This is a genomic window from Pseudomonas sp. P5_109 (genome assembly GCF_034009455.1).
Lineage (GTDB): Bacteria > Pseudomonadota > Gammaproteobacteria > Pseudomonadales > Pseudomonadaceae > Aquipseudomonas.
The window spans coordinates 3,146,600-3,165,211 of sequence record NZ_CP125380.1; the positions used below are offsets into that span (position 1 = coordinate 3,146,600).

Below are 18,612 nucleotides of genomic sequence, written 5' to 3' on the forward strand. Positions count from 1 at the left end.
GATGAAACGACATCATTGGTTGCTCGGGACGGTGATTCTGGTGTGTCTCGTCGCCTACGCCTCGCACGTATTCGCCGATGACCGCGAGGCCTTGCAGGCGTTCGACACCGTGCAGAAAGTCTTCCAGAGCCCGCGTTGCCAGAACTGCCACATTCCCGGGGATTCGCCGCTGCAATTCGATGCCGGCGTACCTCACGCCATGAATGTCGTGCGTGGCATGGACGGCAAGGGCTCGGCCGGGTTGCCCTGTGCAACCTGCCACGCGCAAAGCAATCCGCCGGCCAGTTATGGTCCGCATGCGCCACCCGGCGCACCGCACTGGGGCCTGCCGCCGGCAGCGCAGCGGATGGCCTGGATCGGCCTGCCAGCCGACCGGCTGTGCGCGATGATCAAGGATCGCTCCAGCAATGGCGATCGAGATTTTGCCGCGCTGATCAAACACGTCAGCGACGACAAGCTGGTGCTGTGGGGCTGGAATCCGGGCGGTAATCGCGCACCGGTGCCGGTGCCCCACGATATCTTCGTCACCCAGTTCAAACGCTGGGCCGATGCAGGAGGGCCGTGCCCGGTGACGGGTAGCTGACCAACGGCTCGCTTGCAGGGAGTCAATGCGGGTATGGGCGACTCTAAAGTGCATACCTGCCAAGGGAGTTAACGATGTTGACCTCAGGCAAAACGGGCAAATCGGGCCGCTCCGCAAGCCCGTTGCTCACGCCACAGCAAGAACGGGAGCGGCTGCGTGAGATGTCGCGCCAGGCCGAGCGAGAGCTGGCCGGCGTGCAAATGGCAAGCATGGATGAGCTGACGCTGCTGTCCAATCGCCATGGCTTCACCGCGCTGGCCCGGCTCGGGCTGGACGCATGCCGGGAGCTGGGGACGCCGGCAACGCTGCTGTACTTCACCCTCGATGAATTCAAACGCATCAGCTATCTGTACGGCCGGGCCAAAGCTGACGATGCCCTCAAGACCTTCGCCGATGTCCTGCGTATCGGCTTTCGTGAAAACGATGTGGTCGGCCGGCTCGAAGGCGACCGGTTCGCGGTGTTGCTGACCGGGTCCAGCACCGTGGAAATTGCGGCGATCAAGGCTCGGCTCAATGAGATACTCGATGAGCGCAATGCCACGGCGCAGCGCAGTTATGACATTCGGTTCAGTGTTGTCCAGGTCGAATATGACTCCACTGTTCATGACTCGATCGAGGAACTGCTGGAGGAAGCCGAGCGGGGGACTAGCCGTTAGAACAGTGGTGTATTGGCGCGACTCTTCGCAAGCAGGCCCGCTCCCACATTGGCCTGCGTTGTTCACACAATCCCCTGTGGGAGCGGGCTTGCTCGCGAAGAGGCCCGAACAGACACCCCATATTTTCACTTGGCAAACAACTGCCCGATATCCTTGAACGCCTTGAACTCCAGCGCATTGCCGCAAGGATCAAACAGAAACATCGTCGCCTGCTCACCCACCAGCCCCTGAAAACGAATCCCCGGCTCGATCACGAAGCGCGTCCCCAGTAACTTCAGGCGCTCGGCCAATGCCTCCCACTCCGCCATCCCGAGCACCACGCCAAAATGCGGCACCGGCACATCGTGACCATCCACGGCATTGGTGTGCGCGGCTTCCTGTGAAGGATTTTTCGGTGCCAGGTGAATCACCAGTTGATGACCGAAAAAATTGAAATCCACCCAGTGATCGCTTGAACGGCCTTCCTCCAGGCCAAACACCTCAGCGTAAAAGTGCCGGGCGGCCGGCAAGTCGTAGACCGGAATGGCCAGGTGAAAAGGGGACAGTTGCATCGGGCGAACCTCGGTGGTGGGTGGAATGTGTCAAGTTTAGCCCTGTGCTTTTTGATTGAAAGACGATAATTTTTGCATCGAGCTCAAATTATTCCGATCAATCGAGGCCGTCATGCTGCGAGAACTGAAAACCTTTGTCGCCGTGGCGCGTCACGGCACCTTTGCCGCGGCCGGCATGCACATCGGCCTGACGCAATCGGCGGTCAGTGCGCAGATTCGCAATCTGGAACAGGCCCTGGGCATCCGTCTGTTCGATCGCACCGGCCGCCAGGCGCTGCTCAATGCGGCGGGGCAGCGTGCGTTGCCGATGGCCAGGGAAATGCTCGAAACCTTCAGCCGCATGGCGGTCAGTGACGATGTCAGCGAGTACCGAGGCGAGTTGAGAATCGGCGCGGTGGCGACCGCCCAGACCGGGCTGCTGCCTCAGGCGCTGCTGCGCTTGCGCCAACAGGCGCCCTCGCTGGAACCCAAGCTGGTGCCCGGTGTGTCGCTGAACCTGCTGAGCCAGGTGGACACCGGAGAAGTTGACCTGGCGATCCTGATCAAGCCGCCGTTCGAGTTGCCCAAGGAGTTGTCTGCGCAGGTGATTCGCCGGGAGCCGTTCGTGTTGATCGTGCCGGCGGACCTCGAAGGCGAAGATGTGCTGCAGTTGCTCGCCGAACATCCCCACGTGCGTTACGACCGCAATTCGTTCGGTGGGCGGCTGGTGACGCGGTTTCTGCGCGAACAGAAGATTGAAGTGCAGGTGGCGCTGGAGCTGGATGAGCTGGAGGCGATTGTGAAGATGGTCGAGTGTGGGTTGGGGGTGTCATTGCTGCCCGAAGCCGGGTTATGGCTTGAACACGGGGCCAAGGTACGAATCATCCCCTTGGGCGAGTTGACGTTCTATCGGGAGATTGTCTTGCTGCAGCGCTATAGCCAGCGAAATCAGCCAATTCAGCAGTTGTTTGCGCAATGCCTGGCACAACACTGACCCTGTAGGAGCGAGCCTGCTCGCGAAGGTCGTCAACGATAACGCGGGCAGTCTGGATGAACGCGGCGTGCCCCAGTTTTTCGCGAGCAGGCTCGCTCCTACAGGGGGGGGGCGCTGCATCGGCCGGGGAAATCGCAGGCATAAAAAACCCGCCTGAACAGGCGGGTTTTTTTGGCAAACCGAAGATTACTCTTCGATGCTGCCCATGGCCGTGGTGTTGAAGCCACCGTCCACGTACATGATTTCACCGCTGATGCCGGACGCCAGGTCCGAGCACAGGAAGGCGCCGGCGTTGCCGACTTCGTCGATGGTGACGTTGCGGCGCAGCGGAGTTTGCGCTTCGTTGGCGGCCAGCATCTTGCGGAAGTTCTTGATGCCGGAAGCGGCGAGGGTGCGGATCGGGCCAGCCGATACGCAGTTCACGCGAGTACCGTCCGGGCCCAGGGAGCCGGCCAGGTAACGTACGCCCGCTTCCAGGGAAGCCTTGGCCATGCCCATCACGTTGTAGTTCGGCATGGTGCGCTCGGCGCCCAGGTACGACAGGGTCAGCAGGCTGCCGTTGCGGCCTTTCATCATTTCGCGGCCGGCCTTGGCCAGGGCCACGAAGCTGTAGGCGCTGATGTCGTGGGAGATGCGGAAACCTTCACGGGTGGTGGCTTCGGTGAAGTCGCCGTCCAGTTGGTCGCCCGGGGCGAAGCCGACGGAGTGCACGATGCAGTCCAGGCCGTCCCACTTCTTGCTCAGCGCTTCGAAGACCTTGGCGATTTCTTCATCGCTGGCCACGTCGCACGGGAAGCACAGCTCAGGGCTCGAGCCCCAGCCTTGTGCGAACTCTTCGACACGACCTTTCAGTTTGTCGTTCTGATAAGTGAAGGCAAGCTCAGCGCCCTCGCGATGCATGGCGGCAGCGATGCCGGATGCGATGGACAGCTTGCTGGCGACACCGACGATCAGTACGCGCTTACCGGCGAGAAAACCCATGTGTTGCTCCTCTTTCAGGTTATTGCGCAGTGGCTGGAGCCAGAAAAGCGGCTTCAAGCAACTGCTGTGTATACGGATGTTGGGGGGCGGCAAAAATGCTTTGCGCGTCTCCCTGTTCGACCACTTGGCCATGCTTGACCACCATCAGCTGGTGGCTCAGCGCTTTCACCACAGCCAGGTCATGGCTGATAAACAGATACGTCAGGTTGTACTTGGTTTGCAGCGAACGCAAAAGCTCCACTACCTGGCGTTGTACCGTGCGGTCGAGGGCCGAAGTCGGCTCGTCCAGCAAAATCAACGCCGGTTTTAACACCAATGCCCGGGCAATGGCGATTCTCTGCCGCTGCCCGCCGGAAAATTCGTGGGGGTAGCGGTGCCGGGTTTCCGGATCCAGGCCTACCTCCTTGAGTGCTGCAATGATCGCTTGTTCCTGTTCCGCCTCGGTGCCCATCTTGTGGATCCGCAGGCCTTCGCCAACGATCTGGCTCACGCACATCCGTGGGCTCAGGCTGCCGAACGGGTCCTGAAACACCACTTGCATCTCCCGCCGCAGCGGCCTGACTTGTTGCTGCGTCAGGCAGTCTAACTGCTGGCCTTCAAAGCGGATGGTGCCTTTGCTACCGATCAGCCGCAAAATCGCCAGGCCGAGTGTCGATTTGCCGGAACCGCTTTCGCCCACAATCCCCAGGGTCTGGCCCTGGGGCAGGCTGAAATTGATGCCGTCGACCGCCTTGACGTAATCCACCGTGCGCTTGAGCAAGCCTTTCTTGATCGGAAACCAGACTTTCAGGTCCTCGACCGCCAGCAACGGCGGGCCGATCACGTTGCTTGCAGGCTTGCCGCCGGGCTCCGCTGCCAGCAGTTCCCTAGTGTACGGATGCTGCGGCGCGCGGAACAATTCTTCGCACGATGCCTGTTCGACGATGCAACCTCGCTGCATGACACATACGCGATGCGCAATTCTTCGCACAAGGTTCAAATCGTGGCTGATCAGCAGCAGCGCCATGCCCAGGCGAGCCTGCAGTTCCTTGAGCAATTCGAGGATTTTCAGCTGCACGGTGACGTCCAGCGCGGTGGTCGGTTCGTCGGCGATCAGCAGTTCCGGTTCGTTGGCCAGGGCCATGGCGATCATCACCCGCTGGCGCTGGCCGCCGGACAGTTCGTGGGGCAGGGCCTTGAGGCGCTTGTGCGGCTCGGGGATGCCGACCATCTCCAGCAGCTCCAGGGTGCGCTTGGTCGCGACCTTGCCGCTCAGGCCCTTGTGGATGCCCAGCACCTCGTTGATCTGCTTCTCGATCGAGTGCAGGGGATTGAGCGAGGTCATCGGCTCCTGGAAGATCATCGCGATGCGGTTGCCGCGAATGTGGCGGATGGTTTTTTCTTTCAGGTCCAGCAGGTTCTGCCCGGAATACAAAATGGTCCCGGACGGATGCCGGGCGAGCGGGTAGGGCAAAAGGCGCAGGATCGAATGCGCGGTCACCGATTTGCCAGAGCCACTTTCACCGACCAGGGCCAGGGTTTCGCCGCGCTTGATGTCGAAGCTGACGCCTTCGACTGCCCGCTGGCAGCGATTGCCGACGACGAACTCGACGGACAGGTCGCGCACTTCGATCAGATTGTCCTGATTCATTTCACTTCCTCGGGTCGAAGGCATCGCGAGCGGACTCGCCGATGAACACCAGCAAACTCAACATCAAGGCCAGCACGGCAAAGGCGCTGATGCCCAGCCACGGCGCTTGCAGGTTGGATTTGCCCTGGGCCACCAGTTCCCCCAGGGACGGGCTGCCCGCAGGCAACCCGAAACCGAGGAAGTCCAGGGCGGTCAGGGTGCCGATGGCGCCGGTGAGGATGAACGGCATGAAGGTCATGGTCGAGACCATCGCGTTGGGCAGGATGTGGCGGAACATGATCGCGCCGTTCTGCATGCCCAGGGCGCGGGCGGCGCGCACGTATTCCAGGTTGCGCCCGCGCAGGAATTCGGCGCGCACCACGTCCACCAGGCTCATCCACGAGAACAGCAGCATGATCCCCAGCAACCACCAGAAGTTGGGCTGCACGAAACTGGCCAGGATGATCAGCAGATACAGCACCGGCAAACCGGACCAGATCTCCAGGAAGCGCTGCCCGGCCAGATCCACCCAACCGCCGTAGAAGCCCTGCAAGGCTCCGGCGATCACGCCGATGATCGAGCTCAGCACGGTCAGGGTCAGGGCGAACAGCACTGAAATGCGGAAGCCGTAGATCACCCGGGCCAGCACGTCACGGCCCTGATCGTCGGTGCCCAGCAGGTTGTCCGTCGAGGGCGGGGCCGGGGCCGGGACTTTCAGGTCGTAGTTGATGCTCTGGTAGCTGTAGGGAATCGGCGCCCACAGCACCCAGGCGTCCTTGGCCTTGAGCAGTTCGCGGATGTAGGGGCTCTTGTAGTTGGCTTCCAGCGGAAATTCGCCGCCGAAGGTGGTTTCCGGGTAGCGCTTGAGCGCCGGGAAATACCAGCTGTTGTCGTAATGCACCGCCAGCGGCTTGTCGTTGGCGATCAGCTCGGCGCCCAGGCTTGCGCCGAACAGGATCAGGAACAGCCACAGCGACCACCAGCCACGCTTGTTGGCCTTGAACAGTTCGAAGCGGCGGCGATTGAGAGGGGACAGGTTCATCTCAATGCTCCCGGCTTTCGAAGTCGATGCGCGGATCGACAAAGGTGTAGGTGAGGTCGCCGATCAGTTTCACCACCAGCCCGAGCAGGGTGAAGATGAACAGGGTGCCGAACACCACCGGGTAATCGCGGTTGATCGCCGCCTCGAAGCTCATCAGGCCAAGGCCGTCGAGGGAGAAAATCACCTCCACCAGCAACGAGCCGGTGAAGAAGATGCCGATGAAGGCCGAGGGGAAACCGGCGATCACCAGCAGCATCGCATTGCGGAACACGTGGCCGTACAGCACGCGGTGGTTGGTCAGGCCCTTGGCCCTGGCGGTGATCACGTATTGCTTGTTGATTTCGTCGAGGAAGCTGTTCTTGGTCAGCAGGGTCATGGTCGCGAAGTTGCCGATCACCAGTGCGGTCACCGGCAGCGCCAGGTGCCAGAAGTAGTCGAGGATCTTGCCGCCCATGCTCAGTTCATCGAAGTTGTTCGAGGTCAGCCCGCGCAACGGGAACCAGTCCAGGTAACTGCCGCCGGCGAACACCACGATCAGCAGGATGGCGAACAGGAACGCCGGGATCGCATAGCCGACGATGATCGCCGAACTGGTCCAGACATCGAAGTGGCTGCCGTGCCGCGTGGCCTTGGCGATCCCCAGGGGGATCGACACCAGGTACATGATCAGCGTGCTCCACAGCCCGAGCGAGATCGACACCGGCATCTTTTCCTTGATCAGGTCGATGACCTTGGCATCGCGGAAGAAGCTGTCGCCGAAATCCAGCGACGCATAGTTCTTGACCATGATCCACAAGCGTTCCGGCGCCGATTTGTCGAAGCCGTACATGTGCTCGATTTCCTTGATCAGCGCCGGGTCCAGGCCCTGGGCGCCGCGGTAGGCCGAACCTGCCACCGAGACCTCGGCGCCGCCGCCGGCGATGCGACTGGTGGCGCCTTCGAAGCCTTCGAGCTTGGCGATCATCTGCTCCACCGGCCCGCCCGGGGCGGCCTGGATGATCACGAAGTTGATCAGCAAAATGCCAAACAGGGTCGGAATGATCAGCAACAGTCGCCGAAAAATGTACGCCAGCATCTGATTACTCCGTGCCCGCAGGATCGGCCTGCAGTGTAGTTTCGACTTCTATTGCCGGCTTGATATCGGGCTTGATCCACCAGGTGGCCGTGCCGATGTCGTATTTGGGCGAGACCTTTGGATGGCCGATGTGGTTCCAGTACGCCACGCGCCAGGTCTTGATGTGCCAGTTGGGTATTACGTAATAGCCCCATTGCAGAACGCGGTCCAGCGCACGGGCATGGGCCACCAGGCTTTTGCGCGAATCGGCGTTGATCAGTTGTTCGACCAGTTGGTCGACCACCGGATCCTTCAGGCCCATGGAGTTGCGGCTGCCGGGTTTGTCGGCGGCGGCCGACATCCAGAACTCCCGTTGTTCGTTGCCCGGCGAGTTGGACTGCGGGAAGCTGCCGACGATCATGTCGAAGTCTCGGGAGCGCACGCGGTTGATGTATTGCGAGACGTCGACCCGGCGGATCACCAGGTCGATGCCCAGGTCGCTCAGGTTGCGCTTGAACGGCAGCAGCACCCGTTCGAACTCAGTCTGGGCCAGCAGGAATTCGATGACCACCGGCTTGCCCTTGGCGTCGACCATTTTGTCATCGACGATGCGCCAGCCGGCCTCCTGCAACAGTTGATAGGCTTGTCGTTGCTGGGCGCGGATCATGCCGCTGCCGTCGGTGGCCGGGTTCTGGAAGGCTTCGCTGAACACCTGCGGCGGCAGCTTGCTGCGGAACGGCTCGAGGATCGCCACTTGTTCGGCATCGGGCAGGCCGGTGGCGGCCATTTCCGAGTTCTCGAAGTAACTGCGGGTGCGCGCGTAGGCGCCGTTGAACAGTTGCTTGTTGGTCCATTCGAAGTCCAGCAGCAGCGACAGCGCCTGACGCACGCGTACGTCCTGGAACACCGGGCGGCGCAGGTTGAACACGAAGCCTTGCATGCCGGTCGGATTGCCGTTGGGAATCTGTTCCTTGACCAGTCGACCTTCGGTGACCGCCGGGATGTTGTAGGCGTTGGCCCAGTTCTTCGCGGTCATTTCCAGCCAGTAGTCGAACTGCCCGGCCTTGAGCGCTTCCAGGGCGACGGTGTTGTCGCGGTAATAATCGGTGGTCATCACGTCGAAGTTGTAGAAACCCCGATTGACCGGCAGGTCCTTGCCCCAGTAATCCTTGACCCGCTCGTAACGCACCGAGCGCCCGGCCTTCACTTCGCTGACCTTGTACGGGCCGCTGCCCAGGGGGATTTCCAGGTTGCCCTTGTTGAAGTCGCGGTCGGCCCACCAATGCTTGGGCAGCACCGGCAGCTGGCCGAGAATCAGCGGCAGCTCGCGGTTGTTGGTGTGCTTGAACTTGAACAGCACGGTCAATGGGTCTTCGGCGACCACTTCTTCCACGTCGCTGTAGTAGCCGCGGTACATCGGGGCGCCGTCCTTGGTCAGCATCTGGAAGCTGAACACGACGTCTTCGGCGCGTATCGGGTGGCCGTCGTGGAAGCGTGCTTCCGGGCGCAGGTAGAAACGTACCCAGCCGTTGTCCGGGGCTTTTTCGATCAGGCGGGCGATCAGGCCGTACTCGGTGAACGGTTCATCCAGGCCCTGTTTGGCCAGGGTGTCGTAGATCATGCCGATATCGTCCGCCGGCACACCCTTGCTGATGAACGGGTTGAGGCTGTCGAAGCCGCCGAAACCGGCCTGGCGGAAGATTCCGCCCTTGGGCGCGTCGGGATTGACGTAATCGAAGTGTTTGAAATCGGCCGGGTATTTCGGCGGCTCGTTGTACAGGGTCACGGCATGTTGCGGGGCGGCGCAGGCCAGCCCGGCGAACAACAGGCCGCTGGCCTGCAGGAGCAGGGTGCGGATGGGTTTCATCGATCTTTCTCCGAAGATTTCAGCCACCACGCATTCAGGCCCAGGGTGTAGGGCGGCGTGGTGACGAAGGCGAGCCGGTTGCGGTACGCCAGGCGGTGATTATTGAGGTACCAGTTGGGCACGATGTAGTGCTGCCACAGCAGCACGCGGTCGAGGGCCTTGCCGGCGGCGACTTGCTCATCGCGGGTCTGGGCGGCCAGTAACTGTTCGAGCAGATGGTCGACCACGGGGTTGGCGATACCGGCGTAGTTCTTGCTGCCCTTGACCCCGGCCTGGCTGGAGTGAAAGTACTGCCACTGTTCCAGGCCCGGGCTGAGCGTCTGGTTGAGGGTCATCAGAATCATGTCGAAATCGAACTGGTCGAGGCGTTGCTTGTATTGGGCGCGATCGACCGTGCGCAGCCGCGCATCGATACCGATGCTGGCTAGGGTCTCGACGTAAGGCTGGAGGATGCGTTCCAGGTTCGGGTTGACCAGCAGCAACTCCAGCCGTAAGGGTTGCCCGGCGGCGTTTTGCAGACGCTGGCCGTTGAGCTTCCAGCCGGCTTCGGCGAGCAGGCCGAGGGCTTTGCGCAAGGTCTCCCGGGGGATGCCGCGGCCGTCGGTCTGCGGCAGGCTGAACGGTTCGGTAAAGAGCCTGGGCGGCAATTGCTCGCGATAGGGCTTGAGCAACAGCCATTCGTGCCCGACCGGTAAACCAGCGGCCGAGAATTCGCTGTTGGGGTAATAGCTCATGGCGCGTTGGTAGGCGCCGCCGAACAGCGTGCGGTTGGTCCATTCAAAATTGAACATCAGCCCGAGTGCTTCACGGACCCTGACGTCCGAGAATGCCGGGCGACGGCTGTTCATGAACAGACCCTGGGTCTGGGTCGGGATCTGATGGGGAATCTGCGCCTTGATCACGTCACCGCGGCGTATGGCGGGGAAGTTGTAGCCGCTGTCCCAATTCTTCGCCTGATGCTCGATATAGATATCGAACTCACCGGCCTTGAACGCCTCGAACGCCACGTCGCTGTCGCGGTAGAACTCGACTTCCATGCGGTCGAAGTTGTACTTGCCGCGATTGACCGCCAGGTCCTTGCCCCAGTAATCCTTGACCCGTTCGAAGACGATCTGCCGCCCCGGCGTGACCGAGGTGATGCGATACGGTCCGCTGCCCAGCGGCGGTTCGAAGGTGGTGGCCTTGAAGTCGCGACCTTTCCAGTAATGCTGCGCCAGCACCGGCATTTCGCCCAGGCGCAGGATCAGCAGCGGATTGCCGGCGCGCTTGAGCACGAAACGGATTCGCAGCGGGTTGAGGATGTCCACCCGCGACACTTCCTGAAGGCTGGTGCGGTACAGCGGATGGCCCTCCTTGAGCAGTGTGCGGTAGGAGAACGCGACGTCGTAGGCGGTGATCGGCGTGCCGTCATGGAAGCGCGCCTCGGGACGCAGGTTGAACACCACCCAGCTGCGGTTCTCGCTGTATTCGACCGACCGGGCGATCAGGCCATAACTCGATGCGGGCTCATCACCCGAGGGGGCGTACTGCCCGGTGCCGACCATCAGCGGCTCGTTGAGCTCGTTGATGCCGTATTGCAGGAAACTGGGTGTGGTGACCGGGCTGGTGCCCTTGAAGGTGTAGGGATTGAGCGTATCGAAGGTGCCAAATGCCATGACCCGCAATGTGCCGCCCTTGGGCGCTTGCGGGTTGACCCAGTCGAAGTGGGTAAATCGGGCCGGGTACTTGAGCGTGCCGAACTGCGCATAACCATGGCTTTCGCTGATCGTCGCGCTTGCGGTGGAGCTCAAGGCCAGGCTGATCAGGAGCAGGGGCAGGGGACGCTTCAAATAGGGGATCCGATCCAGGCGGCTTGGGCTTTGTGGACCGTACAGTAACAGCTTGTATGGACAGGAAAAAGACGGGGCCTTAATGCGCGGTAAATTGCTTAGGTGATGATTTGTCGAGCGCTAAAATTGTGGCGAGGGGGCTTGTCGGACCGCCGCACCGTGGCGATGGACTCAAGTGCAGTGCGTTTGTCCAGTTTTCACGCGTTATCGTTAAGGACCATCGCCAGCAAGCCGGCTCCTACAGTTCCCCGGGATTCCGTGAAGAACCAAAAAAAAGCCCCTGAAGTCAGGGGCTGTTTTTAATGCGGATTGGCCACCGTGAGCATCTGGCCAGGCTTGAGCGCCTGACCGACACGCGGGTTCCAGCGCTTGAGGTGCTGCATCTCGACGTTGAAGCGCTTGGCCACGATGTACAGCGAGTCGCCTTGCTGGACCTTGTACTTGGTCTGCTGCTGCTTCTTGCTGTTCGCTGCGATCACGGTGTTGACGCGTCCGGAACTGCGCTTGCTGTTGTCCTGCATGACCAGGGTCTGGCCAGGCTTGAGGTTCTTGCCGGACAGTTTGTTCCAGCGTTGCAGGTCCTTGACGTCAACGTCGTTGGCCTTGGCGATGGAGCCGAGGCTGTCACCCCGTTTGACCCGGTAGGAACGCTTGACGCTGGCGACCTGGGTGTCGCTGGCGCCTTCGAAGACCGGCTTGAGTGATTTCTTGCTGATCAGCTCTTCAGGACGCATGGTCTGCAGACTGCTGGTCAGCAGTTGCGCCTTGGAAGTCGGCACCAGCAGGTGTTGCGGACCGTCGATGGTCGTGCGCTGCTTGAAGGCCGGGTTGAGCTGGAACAGTTCGTCTTCGTCGATGTTGGCCACTTCAGCGACCTTGGACAGGTCCATGCGCTGGTTGATTTCGACGACCTGGAAGTAGGGTTCGTTGGCGATCGGGTTGAGGTTCACGCCGTAGGCTTCCGGCGCCATCACCACTTGCGACAGTGCCAACAGCTTCGGCACGTAGGCTTGGGTTTCGGAGGGCAGCGGCAGGTTCCAGTAGTCGGTCGGCAGGCCGAGGCGCTCGTTGCGCTCGATGGCCCGGCTGACGGTGCCTTCGCCGGCGTTGTAGGCCGCCAGGGCCAGCATCCAGTCGCCGTTGAACATGTCGTGCAGGCGGGTCAGGTAATCCAGCGCGGCGGTGGTCGACGCGGTGATATCGCGACGGCCATCATAAAAACGGGTTTGACGCAGGTTGAAGTAACGCCCGGTGGACGGGATGAATTGCCAAAGGCCCACCGCGTCGGCCCGGGAGTAGGCCATCGGGTTGTAGGCACTTTCAATCACTGGCAGCAGGGCCAGTTCCAGCGGCATGTTGCGCTCTTCAAGGCGCTCGACGATGTAGTGAATGTAGAGGCTGCCGCGCTCGCCGGCGTTTTCCAGGAAGGATGGGTTGCTGGCGAACCACAGGCGCTGTTGCTCGATGCGCGGGTTGACGCCCAGCCCGTCCTGCAACTGGAAGCCCTGGCGCATGCGCTCCCAGACGTCCTGCGGAATTTGCGGGCTGGGTTTTTCGCTGAGCCAGATCGGCTTCTGCTTGGCGCGCGCGGCGATGTTCGGCGTATGCGCCGCATCGGTCTGCGGCGCATGGCTGGAACAGCCCGCCAGGGTGGCGGACACAGCCACCGCGATGGCTTGAGCCAAGCGGGTCAATGCGTCTGAACTGATGGCTTTGCGAATAGGTGACGACATTGGCTGGAAGTAAGTTCCGGGCAAAAATGTCGGGCGATTCTAGAAAGCGCACCCTGTGCGGTCAACCTTTCAGAATTATTGCAGCCTTCGCAGACCCCTTTAGAACGTGTCTTTCCAAGCGCGAAGCGCAGCAAAAACCATATCGGGCGCCAAGTTATCGGTGCCGGTCCGTTCGTCCGCTTTTTCTTTAACGGATGTTTCACCGGAGCGCAAAAACGGGTTTGTGAGCTTTTCCAGCGCCAGTGTCGACGGCAGCGTCATGATCCCGGATTCCCGTTGGCGGGTGACTTTGGCCAGGCGTTCGGCGGTGTCCGGATTGTTCGGTTCGACGGCTGCCGCGAACTTCAGGTTGCTCAGGGTGTATTCGTGGGTGCAGTAGACCAGCGTGTCTTCCGGCAATGCCGCGAGGCGAGTCAGCGAGCGGTACATTTGCTGTGGCGTGCCTTCGAACAAGCGCCCGCAGCCGGCCGCAAACAAGGTGTCGCCGCAGAACAGCAAGCCGTGATGGTAATAGGCGATATGCCCCAGGGTGTGGCCTGGGACTGCGAAGATGTCAAAGTCCCAGCCGAGCACGCTGACCTTGTCGTTGTCCTTGAGCGCGACGTCCCGCGCCGGGATCTTTTCGCTGGCCGGACCATAGACTTTCGCGTTTGTCGCTTTCTTCAGCCATTCGACGCCGCCGACGTGGTCATGATGGTGGTGAGTGATCAAAATATCACTCAGTACCCAGCCCGGATTGGCCGCGAGCCAGGCTTGTACCGGGGCGGCATCACCCGGATCCACCACCGCGCAGCATTTGCTGGTGTGGTCTTGTAACAACCAGATGTAGTTGTCGGTGAAGGCGGGCAGGGCAGTGATCTGTATCATCGTCGGATTCGCCAAGCGGAAAACAATGGCGCATCTTAGAACTTCCTGGCGCGTTGGAGAATGCAATGACTGATAAAGCGTTCGCACAGGCTGATCCTGACTGGCTGGCGTTGATCAGCGCGGCCCGCGAGTGGCTGGCGGGTCCGATTGGGCAATTTCTGCTGGACGAAGAGCGGCGCATGCTCGAAGACGAGCTCGGGCGGTTCTTTGGTGGCTATCTGGTGCATTACGGCCCCTCGGCCCAGACTCCGCCGTCAGCGCCGCAGGTGCAGCGCAATGTGCGTCTGGGCGCGCCGTTGCCGGGGGTCGAGATCGTTTGTGAAGAACAGGCCTGGCCGCTGAGCGAGCATGCCGCCGATGTGGTGGTGCTGCAGCATGGCCTGGATTTCTGCCTGTCGCCCCACGGTTTGCTTCGCGAAGCGGCCAGCAGCGTGCGGCCCGGCGGGCATTTGCTGATCATCGGCATCAATCCCTGGAGCAGTTGGGGCCTGCGGCATGTGTTTGCCCAGGATGCGCTGCGCAAGGCGCGCTGCATATCGCCGTCCCGGGTCGCGGACTGGCTGAACCTGCTGGGCTTCGCGCTGGAGAAACGCCGCTTCGGGTGCTATCGTCCGCCGCTTGCGTCACCGGCGTGGCAGGCCCGCCTGGCCGGGTGGGAGCGCAAGGCCGGTGACTGGCAATTGTCGGGCGGCGGCTTCTATTTACTGGTGGCGCGCAAGATCGTGGTGGGCCTGCGACCGGTCCGTCAGGAGCGGCGCGAGCCGATGGGCAAGTTGATTCCTTTGCCGATGGCCAAGGTCAACCGTCGCAACATCGAACCGTAGTACACACTTTTTCATTTGCGGCCGGGCTTGTCCCGGCTTCGGGCGTCGTCGATCAGCGATCGGCGGGCCAGCGCATTTTCTGGATAGATTGGCATGAGCGATAGCGTAGAACTGTTCACCGACGGCGCCTGCAAGGGCAATCCTGGCCCTGGCGGCTGGGGCGCACTGCTGGTGTGCAAGGGCGTCGAAAAGGAACTCTGGGGCGGCGAAGCCAATACCACCAACAACCGCATGGAGCTGATGGGCGCGATCCGTGGCCTGGAAGAGCTCAAGCGTCCTTGCGAGGTGCTGCTGGTGACCGACTCCCAGTACGTGATGAAAGGCATCAACGAGTGGATGGACAACTGGAAGAAGCGCGGGTGGAAAACCGCGGCGAAGGAACCGGTGAAAAACGCTGACCTGTGGAAGTTGCTTGACGAGCAGGTCAACCGCCACAAAGTCACCTGGAAATGGGTGCGCGGGCACATTGGCCATCACGGCAACGAACGGGCCGACCAGTTGGCCAACCGTGGTGTCGATGAAGTGCGCGGGTACAAGCAGGGCTGATTTGGGTTTCACCGCTGGACCGAGTCTTGGCCTTCGCGAGCAAGCCCGCTCCCACATTTGACCGCAATCCCCTGTGGGAGCGGGCTTGCTCGCGAAGGTGGCGACTCGGTCTACCTGAAAGACCCCGGCAAGCGTGTTAACATCGCCGCTTTTGCACGATTGACCGATTGAGAGCTGAGCACTGATGGCCACCAGATCCGTTGTACTCGACACCGAAACCACCGGTATGCCGGTGACCGACGGCCACCGGATTATCGAAATCGGTTGTGTCGAGTTGATCGGCCGGCGCCTGACGGGCCGGCACTTTCACGTATACCTGCAACCCGATCGCGAAAGTGACGAGGGCGCCATCGGCGTCCACGGCATCACCAACGAATTCCTCGTGGGCAAGCCGCGTTTTGCCGAGGTGGCCGAAGAGTTCTTCGAGTTCATCAAGGGCGCGCAGCTGATCATCCATAACGCGGCGTTCGACGTTGGCTTCATCAACAACGAATTCGCCCTGATGGGGCAGCAGGATCGCGCGGACATCACGCAGCACTGCTCGATCCTCGATACCCTGATGATGGCCCGGGAACGTCACCCGGGGCAGCGCAACAGCCTCGACGCCTTGTGCAAACGCTATGGTGTCGACAACTCCGGCCGTGAACTGCACGGCGCCTTGCTCGACTCCGAGATTCTCGCCGACGTCTACCTGACCATGACCGGCGGGCAGACCAGCCTCTCCCTGGCCGGCAACGCTTCCGATGGCAATGGCTCCGGTGAAGGGGCGGACAATTCGGCCACCGAGATCCGTCGCTTGCCGGCGGACCGCCAGCCGACGCGCATCATCCGCGCCAGCGAAGACGACCTGGCCCGTCACGCGGCGCGCCTGGAAATCATCGGCAAATCCGCGGGTGCTCCGGCGTTGTGGGTGCAGTTGGCCGAGGCTGAGGCGCAGGTCTGACACCAGTCTTTTGGTGAATGGTTTTTTGTGGCGAGGGGGCTTGCCCCCGTTCGGCGGCGAAGCCGTCGTAAAACCTGAATGCAAAGTATGTCTGAAGAAATGCCGGGGACCGCTTCGCGCTCCAACGGGGGCAAGCCCCCTCGCCACAGCAAGCCCCCTCGCCACACAAGCCCCTCGCCACAGGGAAACTCCCCCGTCGCCACAAGTTGGTGCATCCCGCTCGCCACATCCGCTGCAACACTCTACCCTGAGGTGATTGGCAGGCTCTGGTCTGCCGCCTCAGGACACTGAGCCTCATGTATAAAGATTTGAAATTCCCGGTCCTGATTGTCCATCGCGACATCAAGGCCGACAGCGTTGCCGGTGACCGCGTGCGGGGGATTGCCCGGGAGCTGGAGCAGGAAGGGTTCAGCGTCGTTTCGGCGGTGGACTACACCGAGGGGCGATTGGTGGCCTCGACTTACCATGGCCTGTCTTGCATGTTGATTGCGTCCGAGGACGCCAGCACCCATTCCCATTTGTTGCAAAACATGGCCGAATTGATTGGTCTGGCGCGGGTGCGTGCGCCGGATCTGCCGATCTTTGCCCTGGGCGAAAAAGTGACCCTGGAGAACGCGCCCGCCGATGCCATGGCCGAGCTCAATCAGCTGCGCGGCATTCTTTACCTGTTTGAAGACACCGTGCCCTTTCTTGCCCGGCAGGTGGCCCGCGCCGCGCGCAAATACCTTGATGGCCTGCTGCCGCCGTTTTTCAAGGCCCTGGTGCAACACACGGCGGACTCCAATTACTCGTGGCACACCCCCGGTCACGGCGGTGGCGTGGCGTATCACAAAAGTCCGGTCGGGCAGGCGTTTCACCAGTTTTTCGGGGAAAACACCCTGCGTTCGGACCTTTCGGTATCGGTACCGGAGCTCGGCTCGTTGCTCGATCACACCGGCCCCCTGGCTGAGGCCGAGGCCCGCGCAGCGCGCAATTTCGGCGCCGATCACACCTTTTTCGTGATCAATGGCACGTCTACGGCCAACAAGATTGTCTGGCATTCGGTGGTCGCTCGCGACGACCTGGTGCTGGTGGATCGCAATTGCCACAAATCGGTGCTGCACTCGATCATCATGACCGGCGCCATCCCGCTGTACTTGTGCCCGGAGCGTAATGAACTGGGGATCATCGGCCCAATCCCCCTGAGCGAGTTCAGCCGCGAGTCGATCCAGGCCAAGATCGACGCCAGTCCGCTGACCAAGGGACGCTCGCCGAAGGTCAAGCTCGCCGTAGTGACCAATTCGACCTATGACGGCCTCTGCTACAACGCCGAGCTGATCAGGCAGCAACTGGGCAATAGCGTTGAGGTGCTGCACTTCGACGAGGCCTGGTACGCCTATGCGGCGTTTCATGAGTTCTTTTCCGGGCGCTACGGCATGGGCACGTCCCGTGATGAAGACAGCCCGCTGGTGTTTACTACCCATTCGACCCACAAGTTGCTGGCGGCCTTCAGCCAGGCATCGATGATTCACGTGCGCGATGGTGGTGCGCGGCAACTGGACCGGGATCGCTTCAACGAAGCGTTCATGATGCACATCTCGACCTCGCCGCAGTACGGCATCATCGCCTCGCTGGATGTCGCTTCGGCGATGATGGAAGGGCCGGCCGGGCGTTCACTGTTGCAGGAAATGTTCGACGAAGCCCTGAGTTTTCGTCGGGCGCTGGCCAACTTGCGCCAGCACATTGCCGCGGATGATTGGTGGTTTTCGATCTGGCAACCGCCGACGGCGCAAGGCATCGAGCGGGTCGTCACCGAGGACTGGTTGCTGCAACCCGATGCCGACTGGCATGGCTTTGGCGGCGTGACCGACGATTATGTGCTGCTCGACCCGATCAAGGTCACGCTGGTGATGCCGGGGCTTTCGGCCGGTGGCGCCCTCAGCGAGCGCGGGATTCCCGCAGCGGTGGTCAGCAAGTTCCTTTGGGAGCGCGGCCTGGTGGTCGAGAAGACCGGGCTGTATTCGTTCCTGGTGTTGTTCTCCATGGGTATCACCAAGGGCAAATGGAGCACGCTGCTCACCGAATTGCTGGAGTTCAAGCGCAGCTATGACGCCAACGTCAGCCTGGCCAGTTGCCTGCCCTGCGTGGCGCAGGAAAATGTCGCACGCTATCAGGGCATGGGCCTGCGCGATCTGTGCGATCAGTTGCATGCCTGTTATCGCAGCAACGCCACCGCCAAACACCTCAAGCGCATGTACACCGTGTTGCCGGAAGTCGCGATGAAACCGGCGGACGCCTATGATCAATTGGTGCGAGGTGAAGTCGAAGCCGTGTCGATCGATGCGCTGGACGGGCGGATCGCCGCGGTGATGCTGGTGCCGTACCCGCCGGGCATCCCGTTGATCATGCCGGGTGAGCGCTTTACCGAGTCGACCCGCTCGATCATCGATTACCTGGCGTTTGCCCGTACGTTCGATAGCAGTTTCCCGGGGTTCGTTGCTGATGTGCACGGATTGCAACACGAAGATCAGGGCAGTGGGCGGTGCTACACCGTCGATTGCATCAAGGAGTGAGG

At 61.5% G+C, this 18,612-nt stretch carries 16 protein-coding genes; 7 read left to right on the forward strand and 9 right to left on the reverse strand.

Features of this window, described 5'->3' with window-relative positions; translation table 11 throughout:
- The first annotated feature begins 1 nt into the window (after position 1).
- Together QMK54_RS14330 and QMK54_RS14335 are read left to right on the forward strand one after the other, a co-directional pair.
- On the forward strand, positions 2–583 hold the full coding sequence (locus QMK54_RS14330) for a hypothetical protein (protein ID WP_320402767.1): 582 nt from the start codon (positions 2–4) through the stop codon (positions 581–583).
- Between the two features lie 74 nt (positions 584–657).
- A complete protein-coding gene (locus tag QMK54_RS14335) occupies positions 658–1,239 on the forward strand; it encodes a GGDEF domain-containing protein (protein ID WP_320402768.1) in 582 nt (193 codons plus the stop codon).
- A gap of 125 nt (positions 1,240–1,364) precedes the next feature.
- Here QMK54_RS14335 and QMK54_RS14340 read toward each other — a convergent pair whose 3' ends face one another.
- Positions 1,365–1,790, reverse strand: coding sequence for a VOC family protein (locus QMK54_RS14340; RefSeq protein WP_223591952.1), 426 nt, complete (start codon positions 1,788–1,790; stop codon positions 1,365–1,367).
- 112 nt (positions 1,791–1,902) lie between these two features.
- Between QMK54_RS14340 and QMK54_RS14345 the strand changes: the two genes are divergently transcribed.
- Positions 1,903–2,763: a LysR family transcriptional regulator gene (locus QMK54_RS14345; protein ID WP_320402769.1), complete on the forward strand. Its 861-nt coding sequence runs from the start codon at positions 1,903–1,905 to the stop codon at positions 2,761–2,763.
- 186 nt (positions 2,764–2,949) lie between these two features.
- Here the strand turns inward: QMK54_RS14345 and fabI are convergent, their stop codons facing one another.
- The 8 genes from fabI to gloB form a co-directional block, all read right to left on the reverse strand.
- Positions 2,950–3,744, reverse strand: coding sequence for an enoyl-ACP reductase FabI (gene fabI, locus QMK54_RS14350; RefSeq protein WP_046037212.1), 795 nt, complete (start codon positions 3,742–3,744; stop codon positions 2,950–2,952).
- 19 nt (positions 3,745–3,763) lie between these two features.
- Positions 3,764–5,374 (reverse strand): ABC transporter ATP-binding protein, encoded by a 1,611-nt coding sequence (locus QMK54_RS14355; protein ID WP_110662506.1) that lies wholly within the window; start codon positions 5,372–5,374, stop codon positions 3,764–3,766.
- A 1-nt stretch (position 5,375) separates the two neighbouring features.
- Complete coding sequence (locus QMK54_RS14360; protein WP_223591956.1) at positions 5,376–6,395, reverse strand: ABC transporter permease; 1,020 nt, start codon at positions 6,393–6,395, stop codon at positions 5,376–5,378.
- A 1-nt stretch (position 6,396) separates the two neighbouring features.
- Positions 6,397–7,470, reverse strand: coding sequence for a microcin C ABC transporter permease YejB (locus tag QMK54_RS14365; protein WP_007979116.1), 1,074 nt, complete (start codon positions 7,468–7,470; stop codon positions 6,397–6,399).
- A gap of 4 nt (positions 7,471–7,474) precedes the next feature.
- Positions 7,475–9,316 (reverse strand): extracellular solute-binding protein, encoded by a 1,842-nt coding sequence (locus QMK54_RS14370; RefSeq protein ID WP_320402770.1) that lies wholly within the window; start codon positions 9,314–9,316, stop codon positions 7,475–7,477.
- Positions 9,313–11,133 carry an extracellular solute-binding protein gene (locus QMK54_RS14375; protein ID WP_411740849.1) on the reverse strand — a complete coding sequence of 607 codons (1,821 nt, stop codon included), beginning with the start codon at positions 11,131–11,133 and terminating at the stop codon, positions 9,313–9,315. Before QMK54_RS14375 ends, QMK54_RS14370 begins: the two co-directional genes overlap by 4 nt.
- Before the next feature lie 311 nt (positions 11,134–11,444).
- On the reverse strand, positions 11,445–12,878 hold the full coding sequence (locus QMK54_RS14380) for a LysM peptidoglycan-binding domain-containing protein (protein WP_110661936.1): 1,434 nt from the start codon (positions 12,876–12,878) through the stop codon (positions 11,445–11,447).
- A 99-nt stretch (positions 12,879–12,977) separates the two neighbouring features.
- Positions 12,978–13,745, reverse strand: coding sequence for a hydroxyacylglutathione hydrolase (gene gloB / locus QMK54_RS14385; protein ID WP_320402912.1), 768 nt, complete (start codon positions 13,743–13,745; stop codon positions 12,978–12,980).
- Positions 13,746–13,810: 65 nt separating this feature from the next.
- On the opposite strand from gloB, the gene QMK54_RS14390 reads away from it, so the two are divergent.
- From QMK54_RS14390 to QMK54_RS14405, 4 genes are all read left to right on the forward strand, one after another.
- Positions 13,811–14,569, forward strand: coding sequence for a class I SAM-dependent methyltransferase (locus QMK54_RS14390; RefSeq protein WP_110661938.1), 759 nt, complete (start codon positions 13,811–13,813; stop codon positions 14,567–14,569).
- A gap of 93 nt (positions 14,570–14,662) precedes the next feature.
- A complete protein-coding gene (gene rnhA, locus QMK54_RS14395; protein ID WP_007979123.1) occupies positions 14,663–15,115 on the forward strand; it encodes a ribonuclease HI in 453 nt (150 codons plus the stop codon).
- A gap of 184 nt (positions 15,116–15,299) precedes the next feature.
- Complete coding sequence (dnaQ, locus tag QMK54_RS14400; protein WP_110661939.1) at positions 15,300–16,058, forward strand: DNA polymerase III subunit epsilon; 759 nt, start codon at positions 15,300–15,302, stop codon at positions 16,056–16,058.
- 296 nt (positions 16,059–16,354) lie between these two features.
- Positions 16,355–18,610, forward strand: coding sequence for an Orn/Lys/Arg decarboxylase N-terminal domain-containing protein (locus tag QMK54_RS14405; protein WP_110662611.1), 2,256 nt, complete (start codon positions 16,355–16,357; stop codon positions 18,608–18,610).
- The last annotated feature ends 2 nt before the right edge of the window (positions 18,611–18,612 follow it).

Excerpts from the sequence above, each read along its gene's own strand:
- QMK54_RS14330 (WP_320402767.1), top strand. The coding sequence starts at position 2 with ATGAAACGACATCATTGGTTGCTCGGGACGGTGATTCTGGTGTGTCTC.
- QMK54_RS14335 (WP_320402768.1), top strand. The coding sequence starts at position 658 with ATGTTGACCTCAGGCAAAACGGGCAAATCGGGCCGCTCCGCAAGCCCG.
- QMK54_RS14340 (WP_223591952.1), bottom strand. The coding sequence starts at position 1,790 with ATGCAACTGTCCCCTTTTCACCTGGCCATTCCGGTCTACGACTTGCCG.
- QMK54_RS14345 (WP_320402769.1), top strand. The coding sequence starts at position 1,903 with ATGCTGCGAGAACTGAAAACCTTTGTCGCCGTGGCGCGTCACGGCACC.
- fabI (WP_046037212.1), bottom strand. The coding sequence starts at position 3,744 with ATGGGTTTTCTCGCCGGTAAGCGCGTACTGATCGTCGGTGTCGCCAGC.
- QMK54_RS14355 (WP_110662506.1), bottom strand. The coding sequence starts at position 5,374 with ATGAATCAGGACAATCTGATCGAAGTGCGCGACCTGTCCGTCGAGTTC.
- QMK54_RS14360 (WP_223591956.1), bottom strand. The coding sequence starts at position 6,395 with ATGAACCTGTCCCCTCTCAATCGCCGCCGCTTCGAACTGTTCAAGGCC.
- QMK54_RS14365 (WP_007979116.1), bottom strand. The coding sequence starts at position 7,470 with ATGCTGGCGTACATTTTTCGGCGACTGTTGCTGATCATTCCGACCCTG.
- QMK54_RS14370 (WP_320402770.1), bottom strand. The coding sequence starts at position 9,316 with ATGAAACCCATCCGCACCCTGCTCCTGCAGGCCAGCGGCCTGTTGTTC.
- QMK54_RS14380 (WP_110661936.1), bottom strand. The coding sequence starts at position 12,878 with ATGTCGTCACCTATTCGCAAAGCCATCAGTTCAGACGCATTGACCCGC.
- gloB (WP_320402912.1), bottom strand. The coding sequence starts at position 13,745 with ATGATACAGATCACTGCCCTGCCCGCCTTCACCGACAACTACATCTGG.
- QMK54_RS14390 (WP_110661938.1), top strand. The coding sequence starts at position 13,811 with ATGACTGATAAAGCGTTCGCACAGGCTGATCCTGACTGGCTGGCGTTG.
- rnhA (WP_007979123.1), top strand. The coding sequence starts at position 14,663 with ATGAGCGATAGCGTAGAACTGTTCACCGACGGCGCCTGCAAGGGCAAT.
- dnaQ (WP_110661939.1), top strand. The coding sequence starts at position 15,300 with ATGGCCACCAGATCCGTTGTACTCGACACCGAAACCACCGGTATGCCG.
- QMK54_RS14405 (WP_110662611.1), top strand. The coding sequence starts at position 16,355 with ATGTATAAAGATTTGAAATTCCCGGTCCTGATTGTCCATCGCGACATC.